At 70.6% G+C, this 23,912-nt stretch carries 19 protein-coding genes and 1 pseudogene; 12 read left to right on the top strand and 8 right to left on the bottom strand.

Annotated features, from left to right (window positions below; genetic code table 11):
* Positions 1 to 177: 177 nt before the first annotated feature.
* Positions 178 to 879, bottom strand: coding sequence for a hypothetical protein (locus ACIGYR_RS00100; protein ID WP_399605684.1), 702 nt, complete (start codon positions 877 to 879; stop codon positions 178 to 180).
* A 229-nt stretch (positions 880 to 1,108) separates the two neighbouring features.
* On the opposite strand from ACIGYR_RS00100, the gene ACIGYR_RS00095 reads away from it, so the two are divergent.
* Positions 1,109 to 2,638, top strand: coding sequence for a helix-turn-helix domain-containing protein (locus tag ACIGYR_RS00095; RefSeq protein WP_391841089.1), 1,530 nt, complete (start codon positions 1,109 to 1,111; stop codon positions 2,636 to 2,638).
* A 275-nt stretch (positions 2,639 to 2,913) separates the two neighbouring features.
* Here the strand turns inward: ACIGYR_RS00095 and ACIGYR_RS00090 are convergent, their stop codons facing one another.
* Genes ACIGYR_RS00090 through ACIGYR_RS00065 form a run of 6 tightly spaced genes read right to left on the bottom strand, consistent with a single transcriptional unit; the run spans position 2,914 to position 8,879 of the window.
* Positions 2,914 to 4,047 carry a 2Fe-2S iron-sulfur cluster-binding protein gene (locus tag ACIGYR_RS00090; RefSeq protein ID WP_399605686.1) on the bottom strand — a complete coding sequence of 378 codons (1,134 nt, stop codon included), beginning with the start codon at positions 4,045 to 4,047 and terminating at the stop codon, positions 2,914 to 2,916.
* 23 nt (positions 4,048 to 4,070) lie between these two features.
* Positions 4,071 to 4,568: a 1,2-phenylacetyl-CoA epoxidase subunit PaaD gene (paaD, locus tag ACIGYR_RS00085; RefSeq protein WP_399605688.1), complete on the bottom strand. Its 498-nt coding sequence runs from the start codon at positions 4,566 to 4,568 to the stop codon at positions 4,071 to 4,073.
* Positions 4,565 to 5,344 carry a 1,2-phenylacetyl-CoA epoxidase subunit PaaC gene (gene paaC, locus ACIGYR_RS00080; protein WP_399605691.1) on the bottom strand — a complete coding sequence of 260 codons (780 nt, stop codon included), beginning with the start codon at positions 5,342 to 5,344 and terminating at the stop codon, positions 4,565 to 4,567. The genes paaD and paaC overlap by 4 nt, the downstream gene beginning before the upstream one ends.
* Positions 5,334 to 5,636, bottom strand: a complete 303-nt coding sequence (gene paaB / locus ACIGYR_RS00075) for a 1,2-phenylacetyl-CoA epoxidase subunit PaaB (protein ID WP_391841081.1) — start codon at positions 5,634 to 5,636, stop codon at positions 5,334 to 5,336. The genes paaC and paaB overlap by 11 nt, the downstream gene beginning before the upstream one ends.
* A complete protein-coding gene (paaA, locus tag ACIGYR_RS00070; protein ID WP_391842126.1) occupies positions 5,633 to 6,625 on the bottom strand; it encodes a 1,2-phenylacetyl-CoA epoxidase subunit PaaA in 993 nt (330 codons plus the stop codon). The genes paaB and paaA overlap by 4 nt, the downstream gene beginning before the upstream one ends.
* 43 nt (positions 6,626 to 6,668) lie before the next feature.
* Positions 6,669 to 8,879 carry an MMPL family transporter gene (locus tag ACIGYR_RS00065; RefSeq protein WP_399605695.1) on the bottom strand — a complete coding sequence of 737 codons (2,211 nt, stop codon included), beginning with the start codon at positions 8,877 to 8,879 and terminating at the stop codon, positions 6,669 to 6,671.
* A gap of 374 nt (positions 8,880 to 9,253) precedes the next feature.
* Between ACIGYR_RS00065 and ACIGYR_RS00060 the strand changes: the two genes are divergently transcribed.
* The 9 genes from ACIGYR_RS00060 (at position 9,254) to ACIGYR_RS00020 (ending at position 20,287) form a co-directional block, all read left to right on the top strand.
* A complete protein-coding gene (locus tag ACIGYR_RS00060) occupies positions 9,254 to 10,315 on the top strand; it encodes a hypothetical protein (RefSeq protein ID WP_399605697.1) in 1,062 nt (353 codons plus the stop codon).
* Positions 10,312 to 10,560 (top strand): acyl carrier protein, encoded by a 249-nt coding sequence (locus tag ACIGYR_RS00055; RefSeq protein ID WP_391841076.1) that lies wholly within the window; start codon positions 10,312 to 10,314, stop codon positions 10,558 to 10,560. Before ACIGYR_RS00060 ends, ACIGYR_RS00055 begins: the two co-directional genes overlap by 4 nt.
* On the top strand, positions 10,560 to 12,035 hold the full coding sequence (locus ACIGYR_RS00050) for a class I adenylate-forming enzyme family protein (RefSeq protein WP_399605700.1): 1,476 nt from the start codon (positions 10,560 to 10,562) through the stop codon (positions 12,033 to 12,035). The genes ACIGYR_RS00055 and ACIGYR_RS00050 overlap by 1 nt, the downstream gene beginning before the upstream one ends.
* A 97-nt stretch (positions 12,036 to 12,132) precedes the next feature.
* Complete coding sequence (locus tag ACIGYR_RS00045; RefSeq protein WP_399605702.1) at positions 12,133 to 13,329, top strand: alpha/beta fold hydrolase; 1,197 nt, start codon at positions 12,133 to 12,135, stop codon at positions 13,327 to 13,329.
* Entirely contained in the window at positions 13,326 to 14,504 is a 1,179-nt protein-coding gene (locus ACIGYR_RS00040; RefSeq protein ID WP_399605705.1) for an SDR family oxidoreductase, read from the top strand. Before ACIGYR_RS00045 ends, ACIGYR_RS00040 begins: the two co-directional genes overlap by 4 nt.
* A 65-nt stretch (positions 14,505 to 14,569) precedes the next feature.
* On the top strand, positions 14,570 to 16,171 hold the full coding sequence (locus ACIGYR_RS00035; protein WP_399605709.1) for an AMP-binding protein: 1,602 nt from the start codon (positions 14,570 to 14,572) through the stop codon (positions 16,169 to 16,171).
* Complete coding sequence (locus ACIGYR_RS00030; RefSeq protein ID WP_399605711.1) at positions 16,168 to 18,411, top strand: anthranilate synthase component I; 2,244 nt, start codon at positions 16,168 to 16,170, stop codon at positions 18,409 to 18,411. Before ACIGYR_RS00035 ends, ACIGYR_RS00030 begins: the two co-directional genes overlap by 4 nt.
* Positions 18,412 to 18,452: 41 nt before the next feature.
* Entirely contained in the window at positions 18,453 to 19,601 is a 1,149-nt protein-coding gene (locus tag ACIGYR_RS00025; RefSeq protein WP_399605714.1) for a hypothetical protein, read from the top strand.
* Positions 19,595 to 20,287, top strand: a complete 693-nt coding sequence (locus ACIGYR_RS00020; RefSeq protein ID WP_391841062.1) for a 4'-phosphopantetheinyl transferase superfamily protein — start codon at positions 19,595 to 19,597, stop codon at positions 20,285 to 20,287. The genes ACIGYR_RS00025 and ACIGYR_RS00020 overlap by 7 nt, the downstream gene beginning before the upstream one ends.
* Before the next feature lie 68 nt (positions 20,288 to 20,355).
* Here the strand turns inward: ACIGYR_RS00020 and ACIGYR_RS00015 are convergent, their stop codons facing one another.
* A complete protein-coding gene (locus ACIGYR_RS00015; RefSeq protein WP_391842124.1) occupies positions 20,356 to 20,805 on the bottom strand; it encodes an RNA polymerase sigma factor in 450 nt (149 codons plus the stop codon).
* A 783-nt stretch (positions 20,806 to 21,588) separates the two neighbouring features.
* On the opposite strand from ACIGYR_RS00015, the gene ACIGYR_RS00010 reads away from it, so the two are divergent.
* Positions 21,589 to 22,635 (top strand): LuxR C-terminal-related transcriptional regulator, encoded by a 1,047-nt coding sequence (locus ACIGYR_RS00010; protein ID WP_399605717.1) that lies wholly within the window; start codon positions 21,589 to 21,591, stop codon positions 22,633 to 22,635.
* Between the two features lie 90 nt (positions 22,636 to 22,725).
* Positions 22,726 to 23,912, top strand: a pseudogene (locus ACIGYR_RS00005) (Fe-S oxidoreductase); the annotation flags it as partial.

Genomic DNA, 23,912 nt, shown 5'->3' with positions numbered 1-23,912 from the left:
CGCCACGCCGGCTTGGCCGAACCAGTAAGGTCAGGCTAAGTTAGGGTCGCCTTACTGGCGTGGCGACCACGGGGCGCCTCGGCAGATATCTCGATGTCGAGATAACACTAGTACATGGGCGCGGCCTGGTCATGCCCGACCCGTCCTCTCGCGCGCCCGACCGGCCCGGCCGCCCGGCTACCAGTCACGCTCCGCGACGGTCTTGGCCGGGCCCAGCACCTCCACGTGGCCGTGATCGCCGTACACCGAGGCCCGCCAGCCGGCGAACGCCCCGGCCGTGCGGTCCGCGTCCTCCTGCTCCCCCACGCCGTAGTCGACCCGGACCACGGACTCGGTACGGCCGCCGGCCACCGAGGCGCGGACGCGGACACTCTCCACATGGGGGGCGATGGCGGCGTCCGTCTTCCTGCCGTCCGCCGTCAGATACGCACGGAACTCGCGCCGCATGGGGAACCAGCACGAAGAGCCCGCGTCCGCCGGATCGTCGCCGGTGGTGTCGGCAAGCCCCGACCCGTCGTCGGTGGTGCTGTCCGGCAGCCCCTGGTCGTCCGTCGTCGCGTCCGGCAGCTCCTGGTAGTCGTCGTCGGAGGTCGTGTCCGGCAGCTCCTGGTAGTCGTCGTCGGTCGTCGTGTCCGGCAACTCCTGGTACTCGTCGTCGGTCGTCGTGTCCGGCAACTCCCGGTAGTCGTCGTCCGAAGTCGTGTCCGGGAGCCCCGGGCAGCCGTCGGCCGTCCGGCCGGCCGCGGACGTGCCGGCCCGGTCCGCCGCCGAGCCGTCCGCGTGTCGCGTGCCGCAAGAGGTCAGCGAGCAGCACAGAGCGAGCGCGGCGACCACGGGGAGGTGGCGCATCCTGACGGCCCCGATGATCCTGATGGTCATGTGCGTCCCCCTTCGGAGGGGGAGAGGGGTGCACACGGGCCCGGGTTCCGCAGCCCGGGACAGGTGTTGCACCGCCATGACCGTTGTTGTAGGAAATCAGCCGATTTGAACGGATCTTCCGGACAGCCCAGGATGCGTTGCGGCAGGGGCCGCTGACAGCCCGTCACCACTGTCACCCGGATGGACCCCTTGACGGGCGCCATCTCATATCTGAGATAGCCTCAACCTCATGTCAGACGACTACCTCGTACGCATCGGCAAGCTCATTCGTGACGCCCGGCAGCACCGCGGCTGGACTCAGGCGCAACTCGCGGAGGCGCTCGGTACCAGCCAGAGCGCGGTCAACCGCATCGAGCGCGGCAACCAGAACATCAGCCTTGAGATGATCGCCCGAATCGGTGAAGCCCTGGACAGCGAGATCGTGTCGCTGGGCTATGCCGGTCCGATGCATCTGCGCGTGGTCGGTGGTCGCCGTCTGTCCGGCGGCATCGACGTGAAGACCAGCAAGAACGCGTGTGTGGCCCTGCTGTGTGCCTCGCTGCTGAACAAGGGGCGTACGGTGCTGCGCCGCGTGGCGCGCATCGAGGAGGTGTACCGCCTGCTGGAGGTGCTCAACTCCATCGGCGTGCGCACCCGCTGGATCAACGACGGTGTGGACCTGGAACTGGTCCCGCCCGCCGAGCTGGAGTTGGCGGCGATCGACGCGGAGGCCGCCGTGCGCACCCGCTCGATCATCATGTTCCTCGGCCCGCTGCTGCACCGCATGGACCACTTCAAGCTGCCGTACGCCGGCGGCTGCGACCTCGGCACGCGGACCATCGAGCCGCACATGATCGCGTTGCGCCGGTTCGGTCTGGACGTCGCGGCGACCGAGGGCCAGTACCACGCCCAGGTGGACCGCTCGGTCCGCCCCGACCGCCCGATCGTCCTGACCGAGCGCGGCGACACGGTGACCGAGAACGCGTTGCTGGCCGCCGCCCGGCACGACGGTGTGACCGTCATCCGCAACGCCTCCTCCAACTACATGGTCCAGGACCTGTGTTTCTTCCTGGAGGCGCTGGGTGTGCGGATGGAGGGCATCGGCACCACCACGCTCACCGTGCACGGTGTGCCGAACATCGACGTCGACGTGGACTACTCGCCCTCCGAGGACCCGGTCGAGGCGATGAGCCTGCTGGCCGCCGCCGTGGTCACCGAGTCGGAGCTGACCGTGCGCCGGGTGCCGATCGAGTTCCTGGAGATCGAGCTGGCGGTCCTGGAGGAGATGGGCCTCGACCACGACCGGTCCCCGGAGTACTTCGCGGACAACGGCCGCACCCGCCTGGTGGACCTCACCGTCCGCCCCTCCAAACTCGAAGCCCCGATCGACAAGATCCACCCCATGCCCTTCCCGGGCCTGAACATCGACAACGTCCCGTTCTTCGCGGCGATCGCGGCGGTCGCCTCGGGCCAGACGCTGATCCACGACTGGGTCTACGACAACCGCGCGATCTACCTCACCGACCTCAACCGCCTCGGCGGCCGGCTCCAGCTGCTGGATCCGCACCGGGTGCTGGTCGAGGGCCCCACCCGCTGGCGAGCGGCCGAGATGATGTGCCCGCCGGCCCTGCGGCCCGCGGTGGTCGTCCTGCTGGCGATGATGGCCGCCGAGGGCACGTCGGTCCTGCGCAACGTCTACGTCATCAACCGCGGTTACGAGGACCTCGCCGAGCGCCTGAACTCGATCGGGGCGCAGATCGAGATCTTCCGGGACATCTGAAGGGTCTGAGGCCCCCCTCACCCCCTCCTGAACTGCACCAATGCCAGGCGAGAGGGGGCGTGGCGGCGTCTTTGGGACCGGTGTGGGTGCGCGGCCCGGTGCGCGGCAGCACCTTCACCGCCGGCACGGGGCACAAGAGCCGCCGCACCGACACCGTGGCCGAGGGGCTGAGCCCGGGCGGCGGTCGGCCGGCTCGGCGCCGGCCGTGCACACACGGGTGCGGGCCGCCGGACCCGGAAGGTCCGGCGGCCCGCACCGGTTCGGCCGTCGCGTGGTCAGGCGTCGAAGTCGAGTTCGACCTCCGCCGACACGGCCCGCGCCCGGCAGGCCAGCGCGTAACCGCGGTCGAGCTCGTCCGGGCCGAGCGCGTACTGCCGGTCCATCCGCACGCTGCCGCGCACGACCTTGGCGCGGCAGGTTCCGCACAGGCCGTCCCGGCAGGAGTACGGCGTCTCGGGCCGGGCCCGCAGGACGGCGTCGAGGACCACGTCGTCCTCCGGCTCCATGGGGAACACGGTGGTCCGGCCGGCGAGCCGGGCGGTGACCCGGGCGCGGGCGGCCGGGGCGCTCCGGTCGACGGGCTCGGGGGGCGGCCCGGCGGGTTCACCGCCGGTCGTGAAGAGTTCCGTGCGGATCCGCGAGGGGTCGGCTCCCCATTCCGTCAGGGTGGCGCGGACGGCCGCGACGAGGCCCCAGGGCCCGCACAGATAGAAGTGGGTGCTGTCGTCGGGTTCGGCGTCGAGGAGTTCCAGCAGTCTCGGCAGCCGCGCGGTGTCGATGCGGCCCGAGAGCAGCGTGACCCCCTGTGTCTCCTGGGAGAGGACGTTCAGGAGGAAGAACCGGTCGACGTAGGCGTCCTTGAGGTCGGCCAGTTCGTCCGCCAGCAGGACCGACATCGAGGTCTGATTGGCGTACACCATCGAGACGCGGCAGGTGGGGTCCTCGCGCAGCGCCGCCGCCGCCATGCTGAGCAGCGGGGTGATGCCGCTGCCGCCCGCGACGAGGACGTGGTGCGCGCCGGGCTGCTCGGCCAGCCGGAAACCGCCGGTCGGCGGCCCGACCACGAGGGTGTCACCCGCACCGAGCAGGGTCAGCGCGTACTCCCCGAAGCCGCCGTCGCCCAGGCGCTTGACCACGATGCGCAGACCGCAGGCGGGATCCTGCGACCGGTTCGGCGGAGTGCAGATCGAGTAGCTGCGGCGGATCTCCTTCCCGTCGGGGCGGCCGGGGAAGTGCCGGACCGTCAGGTGCTGGCCCGCCCGGTGGGTGAACGCGTCCGCCAGGTGGTCCGGCACGTCCAGGGTGATCGCGACGGCGTCGTCGGTGAGCTTGTCCACCGCCGCGACCCGCAGGGGGTGGAATTCCGTCGCACGGCGTGAGGTGGTCGGTGTTGCGTCGCTGTCCTTCAATCGCCTGTCTCCATGCCGTGTCGTCACGTCGCTCTCATGTGCGCGAAGGTCTCGTGGCAGGCCGTGCACACCACGATCGACTGGCAGCGGGTCGCGCCGAACGGACTCTGCGGACGGGTGGCCGCGGAGCCGCAGTGGGGGCAGGGCACGCCGATGCCGATGCGGACAGGGAGGGGCGCGCTGACGGGACCCGGTGGCGCGATGCGGTTGTCAGCCAGTTTGCGCAGGCCGTCGGCGCTGATCCAGTCGGTGGTCCAGGCGGGCGAGAGAATCTGCCGCACCCGCCCGTCCGGATGCCCGCACTCGGACAGCACGGCATGGATCGAGGCTCGGATGGTCTCCATCGCCGGGCAGCCGGTGTAGGTCGGTGTGATGGTGACCTCCATGACGCCGTCGTCCGCCTGTGCCACCTGACGGATCACTCCCAGGTCGCCCAGCGAGATCACCGGGAGTTCCGGGTCGGGAAGCGCCTCGACGAGCCTTCTGACCTCGGCCGCCGCGCCGCGCGTACCTGTGGTCACCAGCCGGCTCCCGGGTACTGGCGGTGCACCGACTGCAGTTCGGCGACCATCGGGGCGAACGCTTCGGTGTGCAGTCCCTCCCGGCCGCCGCCCGCCCTCCAGCGGGGGGCGGGCACCGTCAGCTTCCCCTCGCTGAGGACGGCGGTCACGGACTCGTCCCACTCGGCGCGCAGCCACGCCGGGTCGACGCCGGTGCCGTCTCGGTCGAGCCGCCGTACCAGCTCGTCGCTGTCGAACAGTTCGGCCACGTACGGCCAGATCCGGTCCACTCCCTCCTGCATCCGGCGGTGGCTCTCCTCGGTGCCGGCGCCCAGGCGGACGGTCCACTGCGCGGCGTGCAGACAGTGGTAGGCCACTTCCTTGGACGCCTTGGCCGCCAGTCCGGCGAGCACGGCGTCGGCCGACTCCGCCAGCGCGGTGTACAGCAGCCGGCTGTAGTGGGCGAAGGCCAGCTGCCGGGCGATGGTCAGCGCGAAGTCACCGTTCGGGAGCTCCACCAACAGGCAGTTGCGGAACTGGCGTTCGGTCCGGGTGTAGGCGAGGTCGTCCTCGCTGCGGCCCGTGCCGTCCAGTTCGCCCGCGTAGCCGAGCAGGACGCGGGCCTGCCCGAGGAGGTCCAGGGCGATGTTGGCCATCGCCAGGTCCTCCTCGATGGTGGGTGCTCTGGTCACCCACTCGCACAGCCGCTGGCTGAGGACGAGCGCGTCGTCCCCGAGCCGCAGCGCGTACGCGGCGACATCCGTCGACGGCACCGTCTCCACGGCGTCAACCCGCATGGCCCCTCGCTCTGTTCAAGGCCACGTAGTGGTCCGGGTACCGGTACGGCTTGCCGGCCGCGTTGCTGAACAACGGGTCCTTCTCGTCCGGCGAGGAGGCGCGTACGTCCTCGGAGCGCACCACCCAGATGGACACCAGGTCGCCGCGGCGCGTGTAGAGGTCGCGGGCGTTGGCGAGCGCCATGTCGGCGTCGGCGCCGTGCACGGAACCCACATGTTGATGGGACAGGCCGCGACGCAGACGGATGAACACCTCCCACGGAGCCTGTGACCTGGCCACCTGTCCGTTCATGCGGTGTGCCTCCCGATTTCCTCTTGGTCCTGGCGGAGCTCTTCGTCCCGGCGCAGGGAGTACGCCTCGAGGGCCTCCCGCACCCAGGCGCCGTTCTCGTGCGCCGCCACCCGGTGGGCCAGCCGTTGCCTGGCGCAGTGCGAGTCGTCGGCGAGCACGTCCCGGAACTGCTGCCAGTCGATGGGGCTGAAGTCGAAGTGCCCGCGCTCCTCGTTCCAGCGGATCGCCGGATCGGGCAGCGTCAGCCCCAGTTCCTCCGCCTGCGGCACGGCGTTGTCGACGAAGCGCTGGCGCAGCTCGTCGTTGGTGTGGCGCTTGATGCCCCAGGCGATCGATCGCCGGCTGACCTGGGCGCCCATGGCCGCGGCGCGGGAGTCCCCGGCGGCGCCCGCCACGGTGTCCGGTGGACCGAACATCAGCGCCACCGCCGGCAGCCACCAGCGGTTGACGGCGTCCTGGGCCATCTGCTTCTGCTCGGGTGTGCCGCGGCACAGCGACCACAGGACGTCGTAGCCCTGCCGTACGTGGAACGCCTCCTCCTGGCAGACGCGTTGCATGGCGCGCGCGTACGGCCCGTAGGAGGTGCGGCACAGCGGCACCTGGTTGACGACGGCGGCGCCATCCGTCAGCCAGGCGATCGCCCCGGTGTCGGCCCAGGTCAGGGCCGGGTGGTTGAAGGTCGCGGCATACCGCTGACGTCCGGAGTGCAGGGCGTCGAGCAGCTCGGCGCGGGTGACGCCGAGGGTCTCGACGGCCGAGTACAGGTAGAGCCCGTGGCCGGCCTCGTCCTGCACCTTGGCCAGCAGGCCGGCCTTGCGGTGCAGCGAGGGAGCCCGGGTGAGCCAGGCGCCCTCCGGCTGCATGCCGATGATCTCGGAGTGTGCGTGCTGGGCGACCTGGCGGATGAGCATCCGCCGGTATCCGTCGGGCATCCAGTCGCGGGGTTCGACGCGCTCGTCGGCGGCGAGGAGCGCCTCGAAGTGCTCCATCAGGTGCGCCTCGTCGTCCGCTGCCGAGGTGGCCGCGGCCTGCTCAACGCTCACCGACGGTCTCCGCTTCGGCGGCGGCGGTGCGGGTGCTCGGCAGGGGGGCCGCCGGGGTCTCCTGGAAGCCGCCGAGGAACCGCGCGTGCAAGCGCCGCAGCGGGCCGGGGGACCACCAGTTGGCCGAGCCGAAGAGCGCCATCAAAGACGGTACGAGCAGGGCGCGCACCAGGGTGGCGTCGATGATCACGGCGAGGGCGGTGCCGAGGCCGAGCTGCTTGATGAAGACCAGGCGGGAGAGCGTCAGGGCGCCGACGGGGATGCAGAACAGGACGGCCGCCAGGGTGGTGATGCGGCCGACCTTCTGCAGGCCGGTGGCGACGGCTTCGCGGTTGGGGACGCCGTGGTCCACGCCCTCCTTGATCCGGGAGAACAGGAAGACGGTGTAGTCGGTCGACACGCCCAGCGTCAGCGCGAGCAGGATGATCAGCATCGTCGGCTGGAGCGCGCCCTGGCCGCGGAAGTCCAGCAGCCCCTCCAGGTGCCCGTCCTGGAAGACGAGGACCAGGATGCCGAAGGTGGCGCTGAGCGTGAGCAGGTTGGTGATGACCGCCTTGACCGGCAGGACCACCGAACCGGTCATGGCGAACAGGATGAGCAGCGTGGTCAGCGCCATCACGGCGATCGCGAGCGGCAGGTGACTGCCGAGGCTGTCCTGCATGGCGCGGAAGAGCGCGGTGTTGCCGGTCGCCTCGGTCGGGTACGGCGCGGGGACGCCCTTGATCTTCTTGAGGGTGTCCTGGGCGTCGAGGGAGAGGGGCGCCTTCTCGAGGGAGACGTCGGTCTGCCACAGACCGCCGCCGAGCCTGCGGGGCGGGGCTACGGCGGCCACGCCGTCGATCTGCTCCAGCTTGCCGGCGTACGCGGCGAGTTTGGGCCCGGCGTTGTCGGGCGCCTCCTGGATCAGGTTGACCGGGGACTGGAGCGAGCCGGGGAAGTCCCGGTCCAGGGTCTGGTAGACCTTGCCCGCGTGCGAGTCGCGGGGCATGGACGCGGAGTCGATACCGGTGAACTTGATGCCGGCGAACGGCGCTCCCAGCACCAGCAGGACGGCGCCCGCGCCGACGGCGACGATGACGGGCCGCTTCATGACGCCGCGCGAGAAGCGGTACCAGCGGCCCCGGTCCTCCGGCGCCTCGGAGGCACGCTGCCAGCGCCTCGGCGCCCACTTGTCGATGCGCGTCCCGAGAACGGCGAGCAGGGCGGGCAGGCCGAGCAGGGCGAAGACCAGGGCGCCGACCACCGTGGCGATTCCGGTGACGCCCATGGTGTAGAGGAAGCGCTGCGGGAACACCAGCAGGGAGGCCAGCGCCGCGGCCACGGTCAGACCGCTGAAGAAGACGGTGCGGCCGGCGGTGAACAAGGTGGTGCGCACGGCCTCGACGGGGGTCTGGCCGCGGTGCAGTTCCTCGCGGTAGCGGGAGATGATCAACAGGCTGAAGTCGATGGACAGCCCGATGCCCAGCGCGAAGAGCAGGTTGAGGGCGAAGATCGACAGGTGCACGGTGGTCATGACCAGGCCCATGCCGCCCAGCGCGAGTGCGATGGTGCAGATCGCCCCGCCCAGCGGGATCAGGGCGGCGATCACGCCACGGAAGATGAACAGCAGCAGGATCAGCAGGATGGGGAAGCCGATCGTCTCGGCCTTGCCCAGGTCCTCGCTGGAGATGGTGCTGCCCTCGACGTTGGAGGCGGTGGGGCCGCCGAGGCTGACGTGGTCGCGCAGCAGGGGGTCCGCGTCGATCTTGTCCTGGAGCCCGGTGACCGCCTTCTTCACGGCGTCACCGGGTGCGAAGCTGCCCACCGCGGCGACGAGATAGGTCTGCTCGCGGTCGGCGGAGACCATCCGCGGGTTGTGCGTCGAGGCGTAGTCCCACACCGCCTTGACCTCGGGGCGGCTCTTCAGCACGTCGATGGCGCGGCTGACCACCTCGGGACGCCGGGGGGACCGCGGGTCGATCGGCCGGTCGGACTTCACCAGGACCACATAGCCCTGCTCGAGGTCGGAGCCGCCGGCCTTCTCGACCTTGTCCAGCACCTCGACCGCGGCCGAACGGGAGTCGTCGTAGTCGTCCACGCCCATCGTCATCTTGGTGAGGGAGCTCCCTCCGACGCCCAGCCCCACGAGAATGAGGAGGCCGACGAGCAGCAACAGACGCCCCGGTCTCCTCTCCATGAGGCCGTTGATCCTGGTGAACACCTCGACCACTCCTTTGTCTTCTTCTGGGCGGCAATGGCTGCCGGGCGGTGGTTCCAGAGAGGTAGGAGTCAGCCAGGAGGCAGATCAATCCCCGACCTGGTGATCGGAGTTCGGCGCGTGGCCGTCGTCGGGAGTTTTTGAAGGAAGTTTCGAACGCGGGGAGTGCGGGGGCGCTCTCGTGCCTCTCTTCTTACTGCGCATCTCATCCGCCGGGTACGGAGCGTGCGCCGGCGGGACCGGCCGGCGGCCGTGTCCGGCGCGTCCGCCAGGAGCGGTCCCTGCACACCCCTCTCGCAGTGATCCGGGCTGCCCGCACACCCTCGGCCCCCGCGCGACGACAGCGACGACAGCAACGAGGAAGGAACGACGATCCCGTGGCTCCACAGGTGGGTACCGCCACCGACGCGGGGACCGCAGTCCCCGCCGCGGCCGAAGCGGCCGTGCGGCCCTGGCTGCAGGCACTGCACGACCTGGTGCCGATGCCGGAGAAGTACCGCCGGTTCCAGGTGGACCGGGCCGGTGCCCTCGCGCTGCTCGGCTGCCGGGACCTCGTGCTCGACGCTCTCGTGGCGGCGGGGATCCCGCACGCGGGCAGCGGCGAGGCGGTCCTGTTCGACTACAACGACCTTGCCAACGTGGCCCTCTACTCCGGCGCCGTCACCAGTGTCCCGTTCGCCGGGCAGCGCATGATGATCCGCTACGCCTCGGCCGCCCCGGACACCTGGACCGCGCCCCGCGGCTGGGACGTCGAGTGGCGGCTCAGCTGCCGGGACAAGGAGTGCCCCGGCGGTCAGTGGCGGATCGCGCTGCCGACACCGCAGGTCTTCGGCGGGCGGGTCGACGAGCTGGACTGCGACCAGGAGTCGGTGACGGTCGACGGCGTGCTGACCGTGACGGACAGCCCGTCGGTGCGCCTGACCGGCCGGGTCTCCACCGCCGGCCGGCACACCCCGCTCAGGTCGGCGGTGGCCCGCCGGCTCTTCGACGACACGCTGGCGGAACTGCTCGACGGGCGTTCGCGGTTCCAGTGGATGCATCCGCTCCTGCGCCTCGACCGTGCCGCGGTCGAGGAGATCCGGATCATGGACTGCACGGTGTGCTCGCTGCGCATGCAGCGGCAGGCCCTCGCCGAGGGGCTCACGGTCCGCACCCGGCGCGGGCGGTTCCTGGGCGTCCTGGACGCCGAGCACTCCTGGCTCGAGGTGCTGGACGAGGACGACGTCTGGAAGCCCGTCGACCCGATCTTCGCCCTGCTCTCCATCCGGCACGGGCGGGCGCGGGAAGGCTTCGTCGACTTCTGCGCGGGCTCCGTACCCAGCCGGTTCCTGCCCTGGACGGTGGCCGCGGGCGAACCGCTCGCCGAGCACCGCTGCCCGGTCGGGGACGGGGCCTGGGACAACACCTTCAGTGGCACAGCAGCGAAAGGCAACTCATGAGCACCGTAAGGGAAATGCTCGTCGAACTGACCGGTATGTCGGAGTTCGCGGAGAGCATCGGAGACGACGTCGACCTCAGCGCCAGCGGGATCGACTCCGGTGACCTGGTGCGCCTGGTCCTGCTCATCGAGCAGCGCACCGGCGTCGAGGTCACCGCCGAGGACATGGACGGCCTCGCCACGATCGCCGACTACGAGCGGTTCGTCGCCGAGCGCGGCAGTGCGGCGCAGGCGGGCGGCGCCTGATGTGGCTCTCCCAGCTGCTGGAGCGCAACCGGCAGTGCTTCCCGGACCGTACGGCGCTGATCGACGACCGCCGCTCGGTCACCTGGGCCGAACTGCACGACCGTACGGCCCGGCTCGCGCGGGGGCTGGCCGGGCTCGGCATCCGGTCCGGCGATCGCGTCGCGGTGCTCTCGCTCGACCGGATCGAGGTGCTGGAGAGCTACTTCGCGCTGGCCCGCGTCGGCGCGGTGTTCGTGCCGGTCAACCACAGCCTGGTCGGCTCGGAGGTGGCCGGTATCGCGGAGCGCACCGGCGCGAGCGCGGTCATCGGGGAGGCCGCCCTGCTCGACCGGCACTCCGACCTTCCGGTCGGGCTGCGCATCGCTTTCGAGAGCGAGGAGTTCGCCCGTCTGGCCGACACCCCGGACCCGACGGCACTGCCCGTGGTGCCCGACGACGCGGTGGCGGCGATCCTCCACACCTCGGCCACCACCGGCCAGGCCAAGGGCGTCACCGTCGACCACGCCTCGTTCCGGGCCATCGCGCTCGGCTGGCTCGCCTCGGCCGCGCCCGCCGACGACATGGTGATGGTCAACTGCTGCCCGCTGTACCACGGCAGCATGGTGGTCTCGCTGACGTACATGGCGGCCGGCGCCACCGTGGTGCTGATGCCGGGCTTCAAGCCGCAGAAGGCGCTGACCGCGATCGAGGAGAACCGCGCCACGCACGTCTGGCTCGTCCCGCAGATGCTCCGTTTCATGCTGCAGGCCAGGACCCTGGAGAGCGCCGACCTGTCGAGTCTGCGGGAGGTGCTGTACGGCGCCGCGCCGATGCCCCCGGAGGTGTACGCGCAGGCGGCGGCGCGGCTCGGCTGCGGCTTCCGCCATGTGTACGGCATGACCGAGGTGGGCGGCCCCTTCGTCACCCTCGGCCCCGCCGAACACCCCGATCCGCGGGACCGGTTGCCCGAGGTGATGCCCGCGGGACGGGTGATCCCCGGCATGTCCGTGCGCGTCCTGGACACCGACGACACCGAGCTGGGACCGGACGCCATCGGTGAGGTCGTCGTCCGCGGCCCGGGCGTCATGCACGGCTACTGGAACGACGACGCCGCCACAGCGGAGGTCACCGTCGACGGCTGGATCCGCACCGGCGACCTCGGCTTCGTCGACGGCGCCGGCCGGGTCCACCTGGTCGACCGGCGCAAGGACCTGATCATCCGCGCCGGGCAGAACGTCTACCCCGCGGAGATCGAGCGTGCGCTGCGCGCCCATCCCGCGGTGCGTGACGCGGCGGTCGTCGGTATCCCGGACGCCGACTACGGCGAGGTGCCGCTCGCCTACGCCGTGGCAGCGGAGGGGACGCGGCCGGCCGAGCTGATGAGCCACCTGGCCGGGCAGCTGGCCCCGTACAAGCGCCCGCGCCGCATCGAACTCATCGACGAGGTGCCGCGGAACCCCGCCGGAAAGATCCTCAAGAAGCTGCTGCGGGCCTGACCGACGGCCGTCCCGCGACATCCCGCCACCCGCCACCCGCCACCCGCCACCCGCCACCCGCCACCCGGCGGCATCGTGCCCCACCGGAAGGAAACAGATGGACAGGCCACTCGGGGTCGACATCCGATACACCTCGGAAAAGACCCTCAAGGTCTCCGACGACATCGAGCTGTACTACGAGCTTCAGGGCGATGAGGGACCGCACATCACGCTCGTCAACAACTTCTTCATCATCGCCCCGATCTGGCGCAACTACACCGCCCGGCTCGCCACGAGCAACCGGGTCCTCACCTACGACCTGCGCAACCAGGGCGCCTCGTCGCTGAAGGCCGACCTCGACTGGGAGGACCACGTCACCGACCTGCTCGCGCTGCTGGACGGCCTCGGTGTCGAGAAGACGTACCTGGTCGGCACCTCCACCTCGGCGTTCATCTGCCGGGACTTCGCCGTCAGGTACCCCGAGCGGGTCTCCGGGCTGATCATGGTGGGCCCCTCGTGCACCCCGTCGGACGGCCTCAAGCGCCGCGCCACCGAACGGGCCTGCATCAACTCCCTCGCCAACGGCGGCACCACGGCCCTGTGGGACCACCTGTACTCGGTCGTCTTCGCCGAGGACGCCATGCGCGAGATGGGTGCGGCAGGCTATCTCGGGCTGCGGGAGGCGTTCACCGCCGTCCACCCCGCGGAGCCGATGCTCGCCAACCTCAAGGCCGCCCTCCAGGCGGCCGACGGCCCCGAACTGCTCTCCCGGATCAAGGTGCCCACGCTGCTGCTCCTCGGCGACCAGGACCCGTTGTGGGAGGAGGGCAACGCCGCGGAGGCCGGACGTCTCATCGAGGACTCCCTCACCGTCTGGCTGCACGGCGTGGGCCATCTGCCGTACATGGAGGACGGCGACGGCTTCCAGGCCGCCATCCAGGACTTCCTCGACCGGCTCGCCCGGCGCGACGCGGAGCTCGCCCCCCGGTCCCGGGCGACGACGGCGTCCCTGGCCGGCGCCGGAAACGGTGCGGACCCGGTGCTCGACAAGCTCTGCGAGCTGCTGCGGGTCGTCGTCGCCGACCGCACCGACCTGCCCGAGAAGGGGCTGGCGGACACCCCGCTGTCCTCCATCGGCCTGGAGTCCTGGGCCTTCACCCAGCTCCTCGGACACATCGAGGAGACCTTCGCCGTCGAGTGGGACATGGACGTGCCCACCGAGGTGTTCGACAGCCTCGCCACCATCGCCGACCACCTGCGCAAGCACCACGACGCCGCCGTGACCGCGGCGGTCTCCAAGGGGGAGAACCAGTGAGGGCCTCGACCGCCACCCAGCACTTCGTCACCGGTGCCACCGGCTTCGTCGGCGGCGCCATCGCCCTGGAACTGCTGGCCCGCACCGACGTCGACGTCGTCTGCCTCGTTCGCGGCCAGGACGACCGGGCCGCGACCAAGCGCCTGCACGACGCCCTGGCCCACGCCGCCGAGGTCTACGGCATGGAGGACCTCGTGCCCGCCGTGCTCGAGCGCACCCGAGCGGTGGCCGGGGACATGACCGACGTCGACGTGGCGGCGACGGCCGAGCGGATCGGCACCGTCGAGGCGGTCTGGCACGTGGCCGCCTCGCTGAAGTACGAGGACCGGCACGCCGACGAGATCCAGCTGATGAACGTGACGGGCGTGCACAACGTCCTCGCCCTCGCCAAGGCCCTCGGCGAGCCGGTGTTCAACCAGGTGAGCACCGCCTACGTGGCGGGCAGGCGCACCGGCCCGCAGACGGAGTCGTTCCCCGAGGACACCGCCTGGGCCAACAACGTCTACGAGGCGACCAAGACCGTCGGCGAGCAGGCCGTGCGGGACTCCGGGCTGCCGTGGCGCATCCTGCGGCCCTCCATCGTGATCGGCCACAGCGCGACCCGGGCCGCCACCAGCTTCACCGGCATGTACGGGTTCGTGTCCTCCGTGCTGCGCTTCAAGCGCTCCGTGGAGGCCGAGCTGGGCAACCTGCTGAGCCACCGCCGCGTCCCGATCATCTCCGACCCGGGCATCGAGTGCGACCTGGTCCCGGTCGACTTCGTGGCCCGCAACGCGGTGCGGATCGGCATCTCCGGCGAGCTCGGCCGGATCTACCACCTGAACAACTCCGCCTCCCCCGAGGTCGGCCAGGTGATCGAGGAGGTCTTCGACCTGGCGGGGCTGCGCCGGCCGCGGTTCGTGGACAGCCAGGGCATGCTGACGGACGTCGACAGGAAGCTCGACGACGGCATCCAGTTCTACGCCTCGTACATGATCAACGGTAAGCACTTCGACCAGACGAACACCGCCGGTGTGTGCGGCGCCGAGGCGTCCGCCTTCCCCATGGGGCGCGAAGTGATCCGCGACTTCGTCCAGTGGTACCTGGACCGCATCCGGCAGGACGGCCGGGGCTCCGCCCCCAAGCGCGCCGACTTCGCCTACAAGAAGGCCCGCGCACCGCAGCCCGTCGGCTGACGGCGGCCGCACCCGCCCGCACCCGCCGTACCCAGACGTCCACGCCCTGACAGGAGAACCCAACGGTGCCGGTCCCAGCTGATCTGCCGAAGCCCGGAAAGCTGTTCTCGCTGGGACTGATGACCCAGCAGGCGGCCCTCCGCCACCCCGACTCACTGTTCTACCTGGACAAGCCGTTCGACCTGGCACCGGAGTTGGGCATGCGGCCCACCTATGTGCAGGTCGCGGACCTCGTCGAGGACACCGCCGCACGGCTGTACGCCCAGGGGGTGCGCGCCGGGGACGTGGTGGGCGTCTACAAGACCCACAACGCCGATCTCCTCTTCCTCGCCTGCGCGCTGGCCCGGATCGGCGCGGTGCCCGCCATGCTCGCGCCGTTCCTGGAGTGGGAGACCGTGACGGTCATGATGGACCGGCTGAGGCCGGCCCACTTCGTCACCGACGCCGCCAAGATCGCGGAGTCCGGGGAGCACGGCGACCGCCTGCGCGTCATCGTGCCGTCCACGGTGCTGACGCACGGCCGGGCCGCCGGGCTGCCCTCGCTGGCGGACGCCCCGGCGGACCGGCGCCCCCCGTACCACGACATCCCCGCCGACGACCCCGCCCTGATCACGCACACCTCCGGCACCACCGGCGTGCCGAAGATGGTCGCGGCGGCACGGCGCGGCACCCAGCTGCCCATCAACATGCAGGCGCGGCTCGCCCGCTGGCTGCGCTACAGCGAGACGTACGCGATGTGCATCTCCTTCGTGCACTCGCGGACCTTCGCGGCACTGGCCACCGCTCTGGACCTGGGCATCGGCATCGCCGCCCTCACCGACGCGGACGTGGACAACGTCCGCAAGATCTTCCTGGAGTGCAAGCCGGGCGGCGTGGAAGCGCACCCGAACATGTACACCCACTGGGAGGAGCTCGCGGACGACCCGGAAGGGCCGCTGAGCAGCGTGCGCATCTTCATGAGCACGTTCGACGCCATCCACCCGCGCAGCATCCGCGTCATGCTGGGCGCCAGCAAGCGGCGCTGGCCGATCTTCCTGCAGTCCTACGGCCAGACGGAAACCGGCCCGGTCACCATGCGCCTGTACACGCGCCGCAACATCCGCCGTGCCGACGGGCGTTGTGTGGGCCATCCCTTCATCGGCATGACGAAGGCCCGCATCCGGCCCCGGCCGGGCATCGACGACGGCACCCGGCACGGCTTCATCGAGGCCACCTCCACCGGTCTGGGCATCGCCTACATCGGCCAGCAGGAGCTGTACGACGAACGGCGCGACGGCGACTGGTGGAACCTCCAGGACATCGGCTACAAGTCACGCTGGGGCTGTCTGCACCTGCTGGACCGCGAGTTCGACCAGACGCCCGAACTGGCCAGCATGCTGGCGGCCGAGGACACCATCCTCGACCAGCTCCCCACGCTCACCGAGGCGGTCTTCGTCACCCTGCCCGGCGGCATCCAGCCGGTGGTCTGCACCCGGCGCGACAAGCCCTTGGACCGCACCGCCTGGGCGGCCGCGGTCACCGGTCTGCCCGAGGTCGCGGATCCCGTGCACATCGCCTGGGAGCAGATGCCGCACACGGCCACCTGGAAGGTGAAGCGCAATGTGCTCGCCGAACGGCTGGCGGACGGCACCATCCCGACTCTGGACGAGGTGAAGCCACTCACATGACCGGCAACGGAACGGGGGCCCGGCCCGACGCGTGGGTGACGGACGGGGGCATCCTGGTCGAGCGGCGCCGCGTCCCGCTCGACGCGGAGACCGCCGCGCACCGGCTGGAGACCGCGCTCGACCAGCGCCGCGGAGCGCTGTTCACCTCGGACTACGAGTATCCGGGCCGCTACCGGCGGCACGGCGTCGGCTACACCGACCCCGCGATCGAGATCGTGCTGCGCGGACTCGGCCGCGTGGAGATCCGCGCGCTGAACGCGCGCGGCGAGGTGCTGCTGCCCGTGCTGTGCCGCGCCGCGGAGAAGTCCCTGGACGGCGTGGTGCGGCTCGCCGACGACGCCGGGACGGGCTTCGCGGGGACCATCGGCGACGCGCCGGGCCAGGACCTCCTCAGCGAGGAGGACCGAACCCGGCGACGCAACGCCTTCGACTTCCTGCGCGCCGTGCAGGACCTGTTCGCCGGTCCCCCGGATCCCTGTCTCGGCCTGTACGGCGCCTTCGGCTACGACCTGGTGCTGGCCTTCGAACCGGTCCCGCTGCGGCAGCGGCGTGACGGGCACGACCGCGACCTGGTGCTGCACATCCCTGACTCGGTGACCGTCCTCGACCCGGTGGCCGGCACGGCCTTCCGCCACGACTACGAGTTCGAGGTCGAGGGCCGTCGCACGGCCGGGCTCGACCGGAGCACCCCACCGGCACCCTTCACCGGCCCCGCCTCCGGGACCGCGGACTGCGACCACGCGCCCGGGGAGTACGCCGAGCTGGTGCGCACCGCCCAGGAACGGTTCCGGGTGGGCGACCTGTTCGAGGTGGTGCCCAGCCGCACTTTCCGGCGCCCCTGCCGCACCACCCCCTCGGAGCTGTTCCGCACCCTGCGCGGACGCAACCCCTCGCCGTACCAGATGCTGATGAACCTGGGTGAGGGGGAGTTCCTGGTGGGCACCTCACCGGAGATGTTCGTCCGGGTACACCCCAGGGAGAGCGCGGACGGCAGGCGCTGGCGGGTCGAGTCCTGCCCCATCAGCGGGACCGCGGCGCGCGGACGGGACGCGCTCGAGGACGCGGAGCGGATCCGGGCTCTGCTCGGCTCGGAGAAGGAGGAGTCCGAGCTGACCATGTGCACCGACGTCGACCGCAACGACAAGGCCCGCGTCTGTGAGCCGGGCAGCGTACGCATCGTCGGCCGCCGTCAACTGGAGACGTACTCCACGCTGATCCACACCGTGGACCACGTCGAAGGGACCCTGCGGCCGGACCGGGACGCGCTGGACGCGTTCTTGACGCACATGTGGGCGGTCACCGTCACCGGCGCGCCCAAGCGCGCCGCGATCGCCTTCATCGAGGAGCACGAGCGCTCCCCGCGCCGCTGGTACGGCGGGGCGTTCGGCCGCATCGGTTTCGACGGCACCCTGGACACCGGGCTGACCATTCGTACCGTGCAGATCCGCGACGCGGAGGCGGTGGTGCGCACCGGAGCCACCCTCCTGCACGACTCGGACCCCGCGGCCGAGGAGAGCGAGACGGAGCTCAAGGCGCTCGCTCCCCTGGACGCGCTGGAACGACCGGCCCGGAAGGCCGGCCGGGCGGAGGGCCTTCGCCGTCCGTCGCCCCCGGCACCGGCGCGGCCGGACGTGCGCGTGCTGCTCGTCGACCACCAGGACTCCTTCGTCCACACGCTGGCTTCCTACTTCCGGCAGGCCGGTGCCCGGGTCTCGACCTACCGCAGCGGCTTCGACGCCGACCTGGTGGACGCGCTCGACCCCGATCTGCTGGTGCTGTCCCCGGGCCCGGGGCGCCCCGCGGACTTCGGCACCGCGCGCACGCTGCGGATGGCGGAGGAGCGGCACATCCCGGTGTTCGGCGTCTGCCTCGGACTGCAGGCCATCGTCGAGTATCTGGGCGGGCGGCTGGACGTGCTGGACCGCCCGTTCCACGGCAAGCCGTCGACGATGTCCGTCCTCGGCGACGGCGGCACGGTGCTGGCCGGACTGCCCGAGCGGATCACGGTCGGCCGCTACCACTCCCTGTACGCCGACCGGGCGTCCCTGCCGGCGGACCTGCGCGTCACGGCGGAGACCGCCGACGGGGTGGTGATGGCCGTCGAGCACCGCAGCAGGCCGCTGGCGGCCGTGCAGTTCCACCCCGAGTCCCTGATGACCCAGTTCGACGACCACGGTCTCGCCATGATCGACAACGTGGTGGCCGGGCTCGCCCGGCGGTCGCGGCTCGACCGCGTGTGACCGGCCGGCAAGAGGCGAGGAAGAAGAGAGGCTATCCGACGATGGCGGCAACAGTTACCGATGTCCAGCGGCTCTGGACGGCGCCCGGCGAACTCGCCGACGACAACCGGCGCGAGTTCACGGCGATGCTCCGCTACTGCGTCACCGAGGCCACCAGCCACCGGCTGCTGCTCGACGATGTGCCCCGGGTGGAGTTCTCGGCCGCCGACGCCGAGCGGGCCGACCGGATCGAGCGGATGATCGGGGAGGCGTACCGGCGGTTCGGCGGCCCGGTCAAGCGCCGCAGCAGCAGCAAGCTGGACCAGTGGGACCTGCCCGCGACGCCGGGCGGAACAGACGGGGAGGAAGGCCGCATCGGGCCGGGGCTGTACGTCGGTGGTCCGAAGACCGCCCGGCTCATCCGGGTCCTGGACCGGCTCTTCGGCGAGTTGGCCACCCGTCTGGGCGCCGACGAGTACACCGTGCCCGCGATGGTCCCGTGGTCCACTCTGGAGAAGGCGGACTACACCCACAACTTCCCGCAGCACGTGACCGCGACCTCGGTGGTACGCCCGGACCTGGACGCCCTGGACCGGTTCTCCGCCGCCAAGGACCGGCAGGCGCGGGAGGCGGAATTGGAGGTCTCCCCCGTCGTGCTCGCCCCGGCCGTGTGCCTGAGCCTGTTCGAGCGGTTCGGCGGCACCCGGCTGACCGAGCCGCTCACGCTCACGGCGACGGGCCGGTGCAGCCGGTACGAGGGACAGACCGACACCTCGCCGACCCGCCTGTGGTCCTTCGGCATGCGTGAGATCGTCTTCCTCGGTGACCGGCCCGCCGCCCGCGCGTTCCGCGAGACCGTGATCGAGGAGCTGATCCGGCTGGCCACCGAACTGGCGCTGCCCTGCCGGGTCGCGCCCGCCGGTGATCCGTTCTTCACCAAGGAGCGTCCGGAGCTGGCCAATTTCCAGGCGGCCATGGACGTCAAGTACGAACTGGTGGGGCGCATGGCCCACAACGGTTCGGCCGTCGCGGTCTCCTCGCTCAACTACCACAACCAGCACTTCGGCAAGGGCTTCGAGATCGGCTTCGGCGACCAGCCGGCCTTCTCCGTCTGCCTGGGCTTCGGCCTGGAACGCTGGGCCGAGTGGCTGTCGGGCTACCTGGACGACGACCCGGCCACATGGCCCGCGCTGCTGCGCGACCGATGCTGACCACCCTCGACGGGGCGCGGGCCGGGCAACTGCTGCTCGGCCTGCGCCCCGTCGTCGAGGAGCACGGCCTCGCTCTCGGTGTGGCCGTGGCCGGTGATCCGGACGCCGTACCGGCCGGACCCGGCGAGGAGCGCCTCCTGCGGGACATGTTCCCCGTGCGCCGCCGGGAGTTCACCGCCGGACGGTGCGCGGCGCGCCGTGCGCTGGCCCGCGCGGGTCTCCCGGCCGGGGAGATCCTGAGCGAGGGCCGGCGGCCGAGGATGCCGGCGGGCAGCGTCGGCTCGATCACCCACTGCGCGGGCACGGCCGTCGCCATCGTCACCTCCCGGCAGCGGTACCGGGCGCTGGGGATCGACCTGGAGCTGCGTCCCCTCCCCGGGGAGGCGGCCCGCCTGGTGCTCTCCGCGGACGAACGGGCCTGGCTGAACGACTCCGGGGGAGACGGAAGCGAGGCCGAGTGGCGGCTGCTGGCCGCCTTTTCGGCGAAGGAGGCCGCCTTCAAGGCGTTCTCCTCGCTGCTGGCGCCGGTGGAGGCGCCCACGATGCTGCGGGGAGTCGCTCTCCGGCCCGTGCCCGACGGCTTCCGCGCCCGGCCGCGGCGTCTGCCCGGACCCGTGCTGCACGTCGCGGTCCGCCCGGTCGGGCCCGGAGTACTCACCTGGACCACCGCGCCGCACAGCGTCTAGTGCCGTCAGGCCCGGGTGCCGGCCGACATCGCCTGAGGCGTCGGCCGGCCCCCGCGCGGTCCCCCGCCTCAGGCGGAACGCTGATGCCAGGCGTTCTGGAAGTTCCGCCGGGCCCTGAACAACCGCGAGCGGACGGTGCCGACCGGCAGCTCCAGGATGGTGGCCATCTCCTGTTCGTCCATGCCGTAGTAGGCGCGCAGGGTGAGCACTTCCCGGTGGTAGTCGGGCAGCCGGCCCAGTACGTCGGAGACGTCGATGGAGACGAACGGGTCGGCGCCGTGGGGCGTCTCCGACAGTTCGTCCGTCGTGCGCCGGCCGATCCGCTTCACGGTGCGCACGGCCTCTCGTGTGGTGACCGCCCTGACCCAGCCGTAGAAGGCCGAGGGCTCCCTCAGGCCGGGGACCCCCCGGTATATCGCCAACAGGGCCTCCTGCATGGCATCGGCGCTGTGTGCCTGGGCGAGAGGCAGACAGAGCCTTCTGACGAACGGGGTGATGTGGAGGAGCAGGTCCTCCATGGCCCGCTCGTCCCCGTCCTGCGCGCGCTTCAGCAGAATGGTGACGTCACTGACAACCTGATCTTTCTGGCGACTCACTTCGAGCATGCTCCTGAATTCAGTGCCTATTGCAGTTTTTTGGCATGCGGACGGCAGCCGACGGCGAGACACGGTTTCCAGCCGGAAAGCAGACACGGCTTTGCACCGGAAAAGTACGGGCACCCGAGTGCCCAGACAGACGTGACGCGAAATGCCCGAAATGCATAGGATGCCAAAGGGAATTCGCGCGACGAATCACACCGGGAAGGTCAACCGCCCGCAACAATGACGAGTACGGGCGGCGCCTTCACGCCCGCAATCCGCGGCTCACTCGACAGATCGACGATTCACGCTCTACCCCCGTAACACGCATCGTCACACACGGACAACGGCACCGAGGAGGCACGCGAAAGGCCCTCGGCAAGATCCTTGTCCCGACATCACCCTACGGAGCCGTACCGCTCGGCGTCGCTCTTCCGCCCTGCGAAAACAAGTCATGGCGGATCCACGCCACCCGATCAATACGTCCGTTACGACCCTCTACATCCCGTTCAGGTCGCATAGTCGCCCCCCTCATCACACACCCCCGGCACGGCACGCTCACTCACCGTGACATGCATCTCACTTGCCGACCGCCCGCCGTCGATCGCCACACTGACTGCAAGGTTCATGCCAAATTAAGCACCTGAGCAGCCATCAACTCAGCTGTGACGCGTCTAGGGGGCAACTGTGGCGAGGGGTGGAGATACCGCCGTCAAGAGCGAGATGTCCGAGGCTTCCAAGCTCATCGTCTATCTCGAACTGCTCGCCCGGGGCGAGGTCCGATCAGCCGTCCTGGCCCGCGACTTGGGGATATCCGACCAGGAGGCCGAGCACACCTGGTCCGCGCTGGAGGACCTCGGCCTGATCGGGCGGAGCGAGCGGGAGAGCGAGCACATCGTCCCGATCTCGCCGGAGGCCGCCCTGCTGCGCGTACTGCGCCGGCAGCGGACCCTCACCGAGAAGCGGGTCCAGGAGTTCCAGCGCCTGGAGGAGGCCGTCGCGTCCCTGGTCGACGTCTACATCCCCGCGGTCGCGGCGGAACGGTCGGAGATCCAGGTGAGCATCGTCTCGGGCCGCAACGAACTGCTCCAGGCCCTGAACGACCTCTCGGTCAGCGCCCAGGAGGTCGTGTCCTTCGTGTACTCCCGCCCGATGCCGCCCCTGCTCGAACTTCGCCGGACCCTCAGCCTCGACCGGCACCTCATCGAGCGCGGCATCACCGTCCGCCGTCTCCACCTCCAGCGGCACACCGCCGCACCGGACGCCGCCGCCTACTTCGAGGCCCTCGCCGACATCGGCGTCGAACTGCGACTGGCCCCGTTGGTGCCCATGGACATGTTCATCGCGGACACCAACCTGGCGCTGCTCCCACTGGACCCGGAGGACCCCGACGAGGGCATGACCATGCTGCGCGGAGCCCGGCTGGTCCGCTCTTTCGCGACCATGTTCGAGCACATCTGGCAGGGAGCGACGCCGTACACCGCCGGCCGGCCGGAGAAGGACGGCGTCAGACTGACCGACGAGCAGACCGCCATCGTCCGCATGCTGGCGGAAGGCATAAAGGACGAGAAGATCGCCCGTAATCTCGGTGTCTCTCCGCGCACCATCAGCCGCTACATCGCGGAGTTCATGCAGCGGCTGGGAGTCACCAGCCGTTTCGCGGCAGGAGCCCGCGCCGCCCAGCTGGGCCTGCTCGACCCGGAGCCGTCCGGAGCCGCCCAGTACGCCGGCTACCGAGCGGCGGAAATACCTTCCGGAAACCGGGTGTGACTCACCCCACCTGACACCCGGTCGCACCGTCCAGTAAGTTACCGATCAGTATTCTCTGTAATAGGACCGCAGATAAGGAGCAGGGAGCCGATGCAGATCGCCGCGACAGTGGTCTCACTGGTTGTCAGCGTGGCCGGTGTCGCACTGTTGACCCGCGCCGCGATGTACGTCTACCGGTTCGTCGGACTGGGGCAGCCGGTCCCCGCCGGATCCCGCACGAACGACCCCGGCCGCCGATCGGCCACGCTGGTCAGGGAGTTCCTGGGACACACTCGGATGACGCAGTGGCGACTGATCGGTTTCGCCCACTGGTTCGTCGCGATCGGCTTCTACACCCTGCTGCTGAGTCTCGTGTCGGCGTACGGGGAGTTGTTCGATGCGCACTTCACGCTGCCGGTCGTCGGGCACTGGGTGGTCTACGAGGTCTACACCGAGGTACTGGGCCTGCTGTTGGTACTGGGCTGCGGGACCCTGCTGACGATCCGGCTGCTGAGCCGGCCGACGAAGCCGGGCCGCAAGTCGCGGTTCGCGGGCTCCACGGCCTGGCAGGGCTACTACGTCTCGTGCACCATCATCGCCATCGGCGTGTGCATCGTGATGCTGCGCGCCCTCGACGGTGCTCTGGACCCCTCCGGCTATGACGTCGGCCACCTGGTCTCGCACCCGATCTCGCTCGCCCTGAAGGGACTGGGCACGGGCACGCTGGAGAACCTGATCTACCTGTTCGCCGGGCTGAAGGTCACGGTCTCGCTGGCGTGGGCGTGCGTCATCGGCCTCAACCCCAGCATGGGTGTGGCCTGGCACCGTTTCCTGGGTTTCCCGAACATCTGGTTCAAGCGCAACGCGGACGGTTCCACCGCCCTCGGCCCCCTGCTGCCGATGACGTCCGGCGGTAAGCCGATCGACTTCACCGATCCCGGTGAGGACGACGTCTTCGGTGTCTCCCAGGTCGAGCAGTTCTCCTGGAAGGGCCTGCTGGACTTCTCCACCTGCACCGAGTGCGGCCGCTGCCAGTCGCAGTGCCCCGCCTGGAACACGGGCAAGCCGCTCTCCCCGAAGCTGCTGATCATGTCCCTGCGGGACCACGCCCACGCCAAGGCCCCCTACCTGCTGGCCGGCGGCGGCAAGACCATGGAGGGCGAGGAGAAGGCGTCCGAGGAGCAGCTGAAGGACGTCCCCGCCGCCGCCCTCGCGGAGGCCGAACGGCCGCTGATCGGCACCGCCGAGGAGAACGGCGTCATCGACCCGGACGTGCTGTGGTCCTGCACCACCTGCGG

The organism is Streptomyces sp. NPDC053076 (assembly GCF_044546845.1).
Classification (GTDB): Bacteria; Actinomycetota; Actinomycetes; order Streptomycetales; family Streptomycetaceae; genus Streptomyces.
Note: the sequence above shows the minus strand (reverse complement) of the source record. Positions and strands in the feature narration are given on the sequence as shown.

Coding starts and splice junctions, on each gene's coding strand:
- ACIGYR_RS00100 (WP_399605684.1), bottom strand. CDS start 879: ATGACCATCAGGATCATCGGGGCCGTCAGGATGCGCCACCTCCCCGTG.
- ACIGYR_RS00095 (WP_391841089.1), top strand. CDS start 1,109: ATGTCAGACGACTACCTCGTACGCATCGGCAAGCTCATTCGTGACGCC.
- paaC (WP_399605691.1), bottom strand. CDS start 5,344: ATGCGGGTTGACGCCGTGGAGACGGTGCCGTCGACGGATGTCGCCGCG.
- paaB (WP_391841081.1), bottom strand. CDS start 5,636: ATGAACGGACAGGTGGCCAGGTCACAGGCTCCGTGGGAGGTGTTCATC.
- paaA (WP_391842126.1), bottom strand. CDS start 6,625: ATGGAGCACTTCGAGGCGCTCCTCGCCGCCGACGAGCGCGTCGAACCC.
- ACIGYR_RS00055 (WP_391841076.1), top strand. CDS start 10,312: ATGAGCACCGTAAGGGAAATGCTCGTCGAACTGACCGGTATGTCGGAG.
- ACIGYR_RS00050 (WP_399605700.1), top strand. CDS start 10,560: ATGTGGCTCTCCCAGCTGCTGGAGCGCAACCGGCAGTGCTTCCCGGAC.
- ACIGYR_RS00045 (WP_399605702.1), top strand. CDS start 12,133: ATGGACAGGCCACTCGGGGTCGACATCCGATACACCTCGGAAAAGACC.
- ACIGYR_RS00030 (WP_399605711.1), top strand. CDS start 16,168: ATGACCGGCAACGGAACGGGGGCCCGGCCCGACGCGTGGGTGACGGAC.
- ACIGYR_RS00025 (WP_399605714.1), top strand. CDS start 18,453: ATGGCGGCAACAGTTACCGATGTCCAGCGGCTCTGGACGGCGCCCGGC.
- ACIGYR_RS00020 (WP_391841062.1), top strand. CDS start 19,595: ATGCTGACCACCCTCGACGGGGCGCGGGCCGGGCAACTGCTGCTCGGC.
- ACIGYR_RS00015 (WP_391842124.1), bottom strand. CDS start 20,805: ATGGAGGACCTGCTCCTCCACATCACCCCGTTCGTCAGAAGGCTCTGT.
- ACIGYR_RS00010 (WP_399605717.1), top strand. CDS start 21,589: ATGTCCGAGGCTTCCAAGCTCATCGTCTATCTCGAACTGCTCGCCCGG.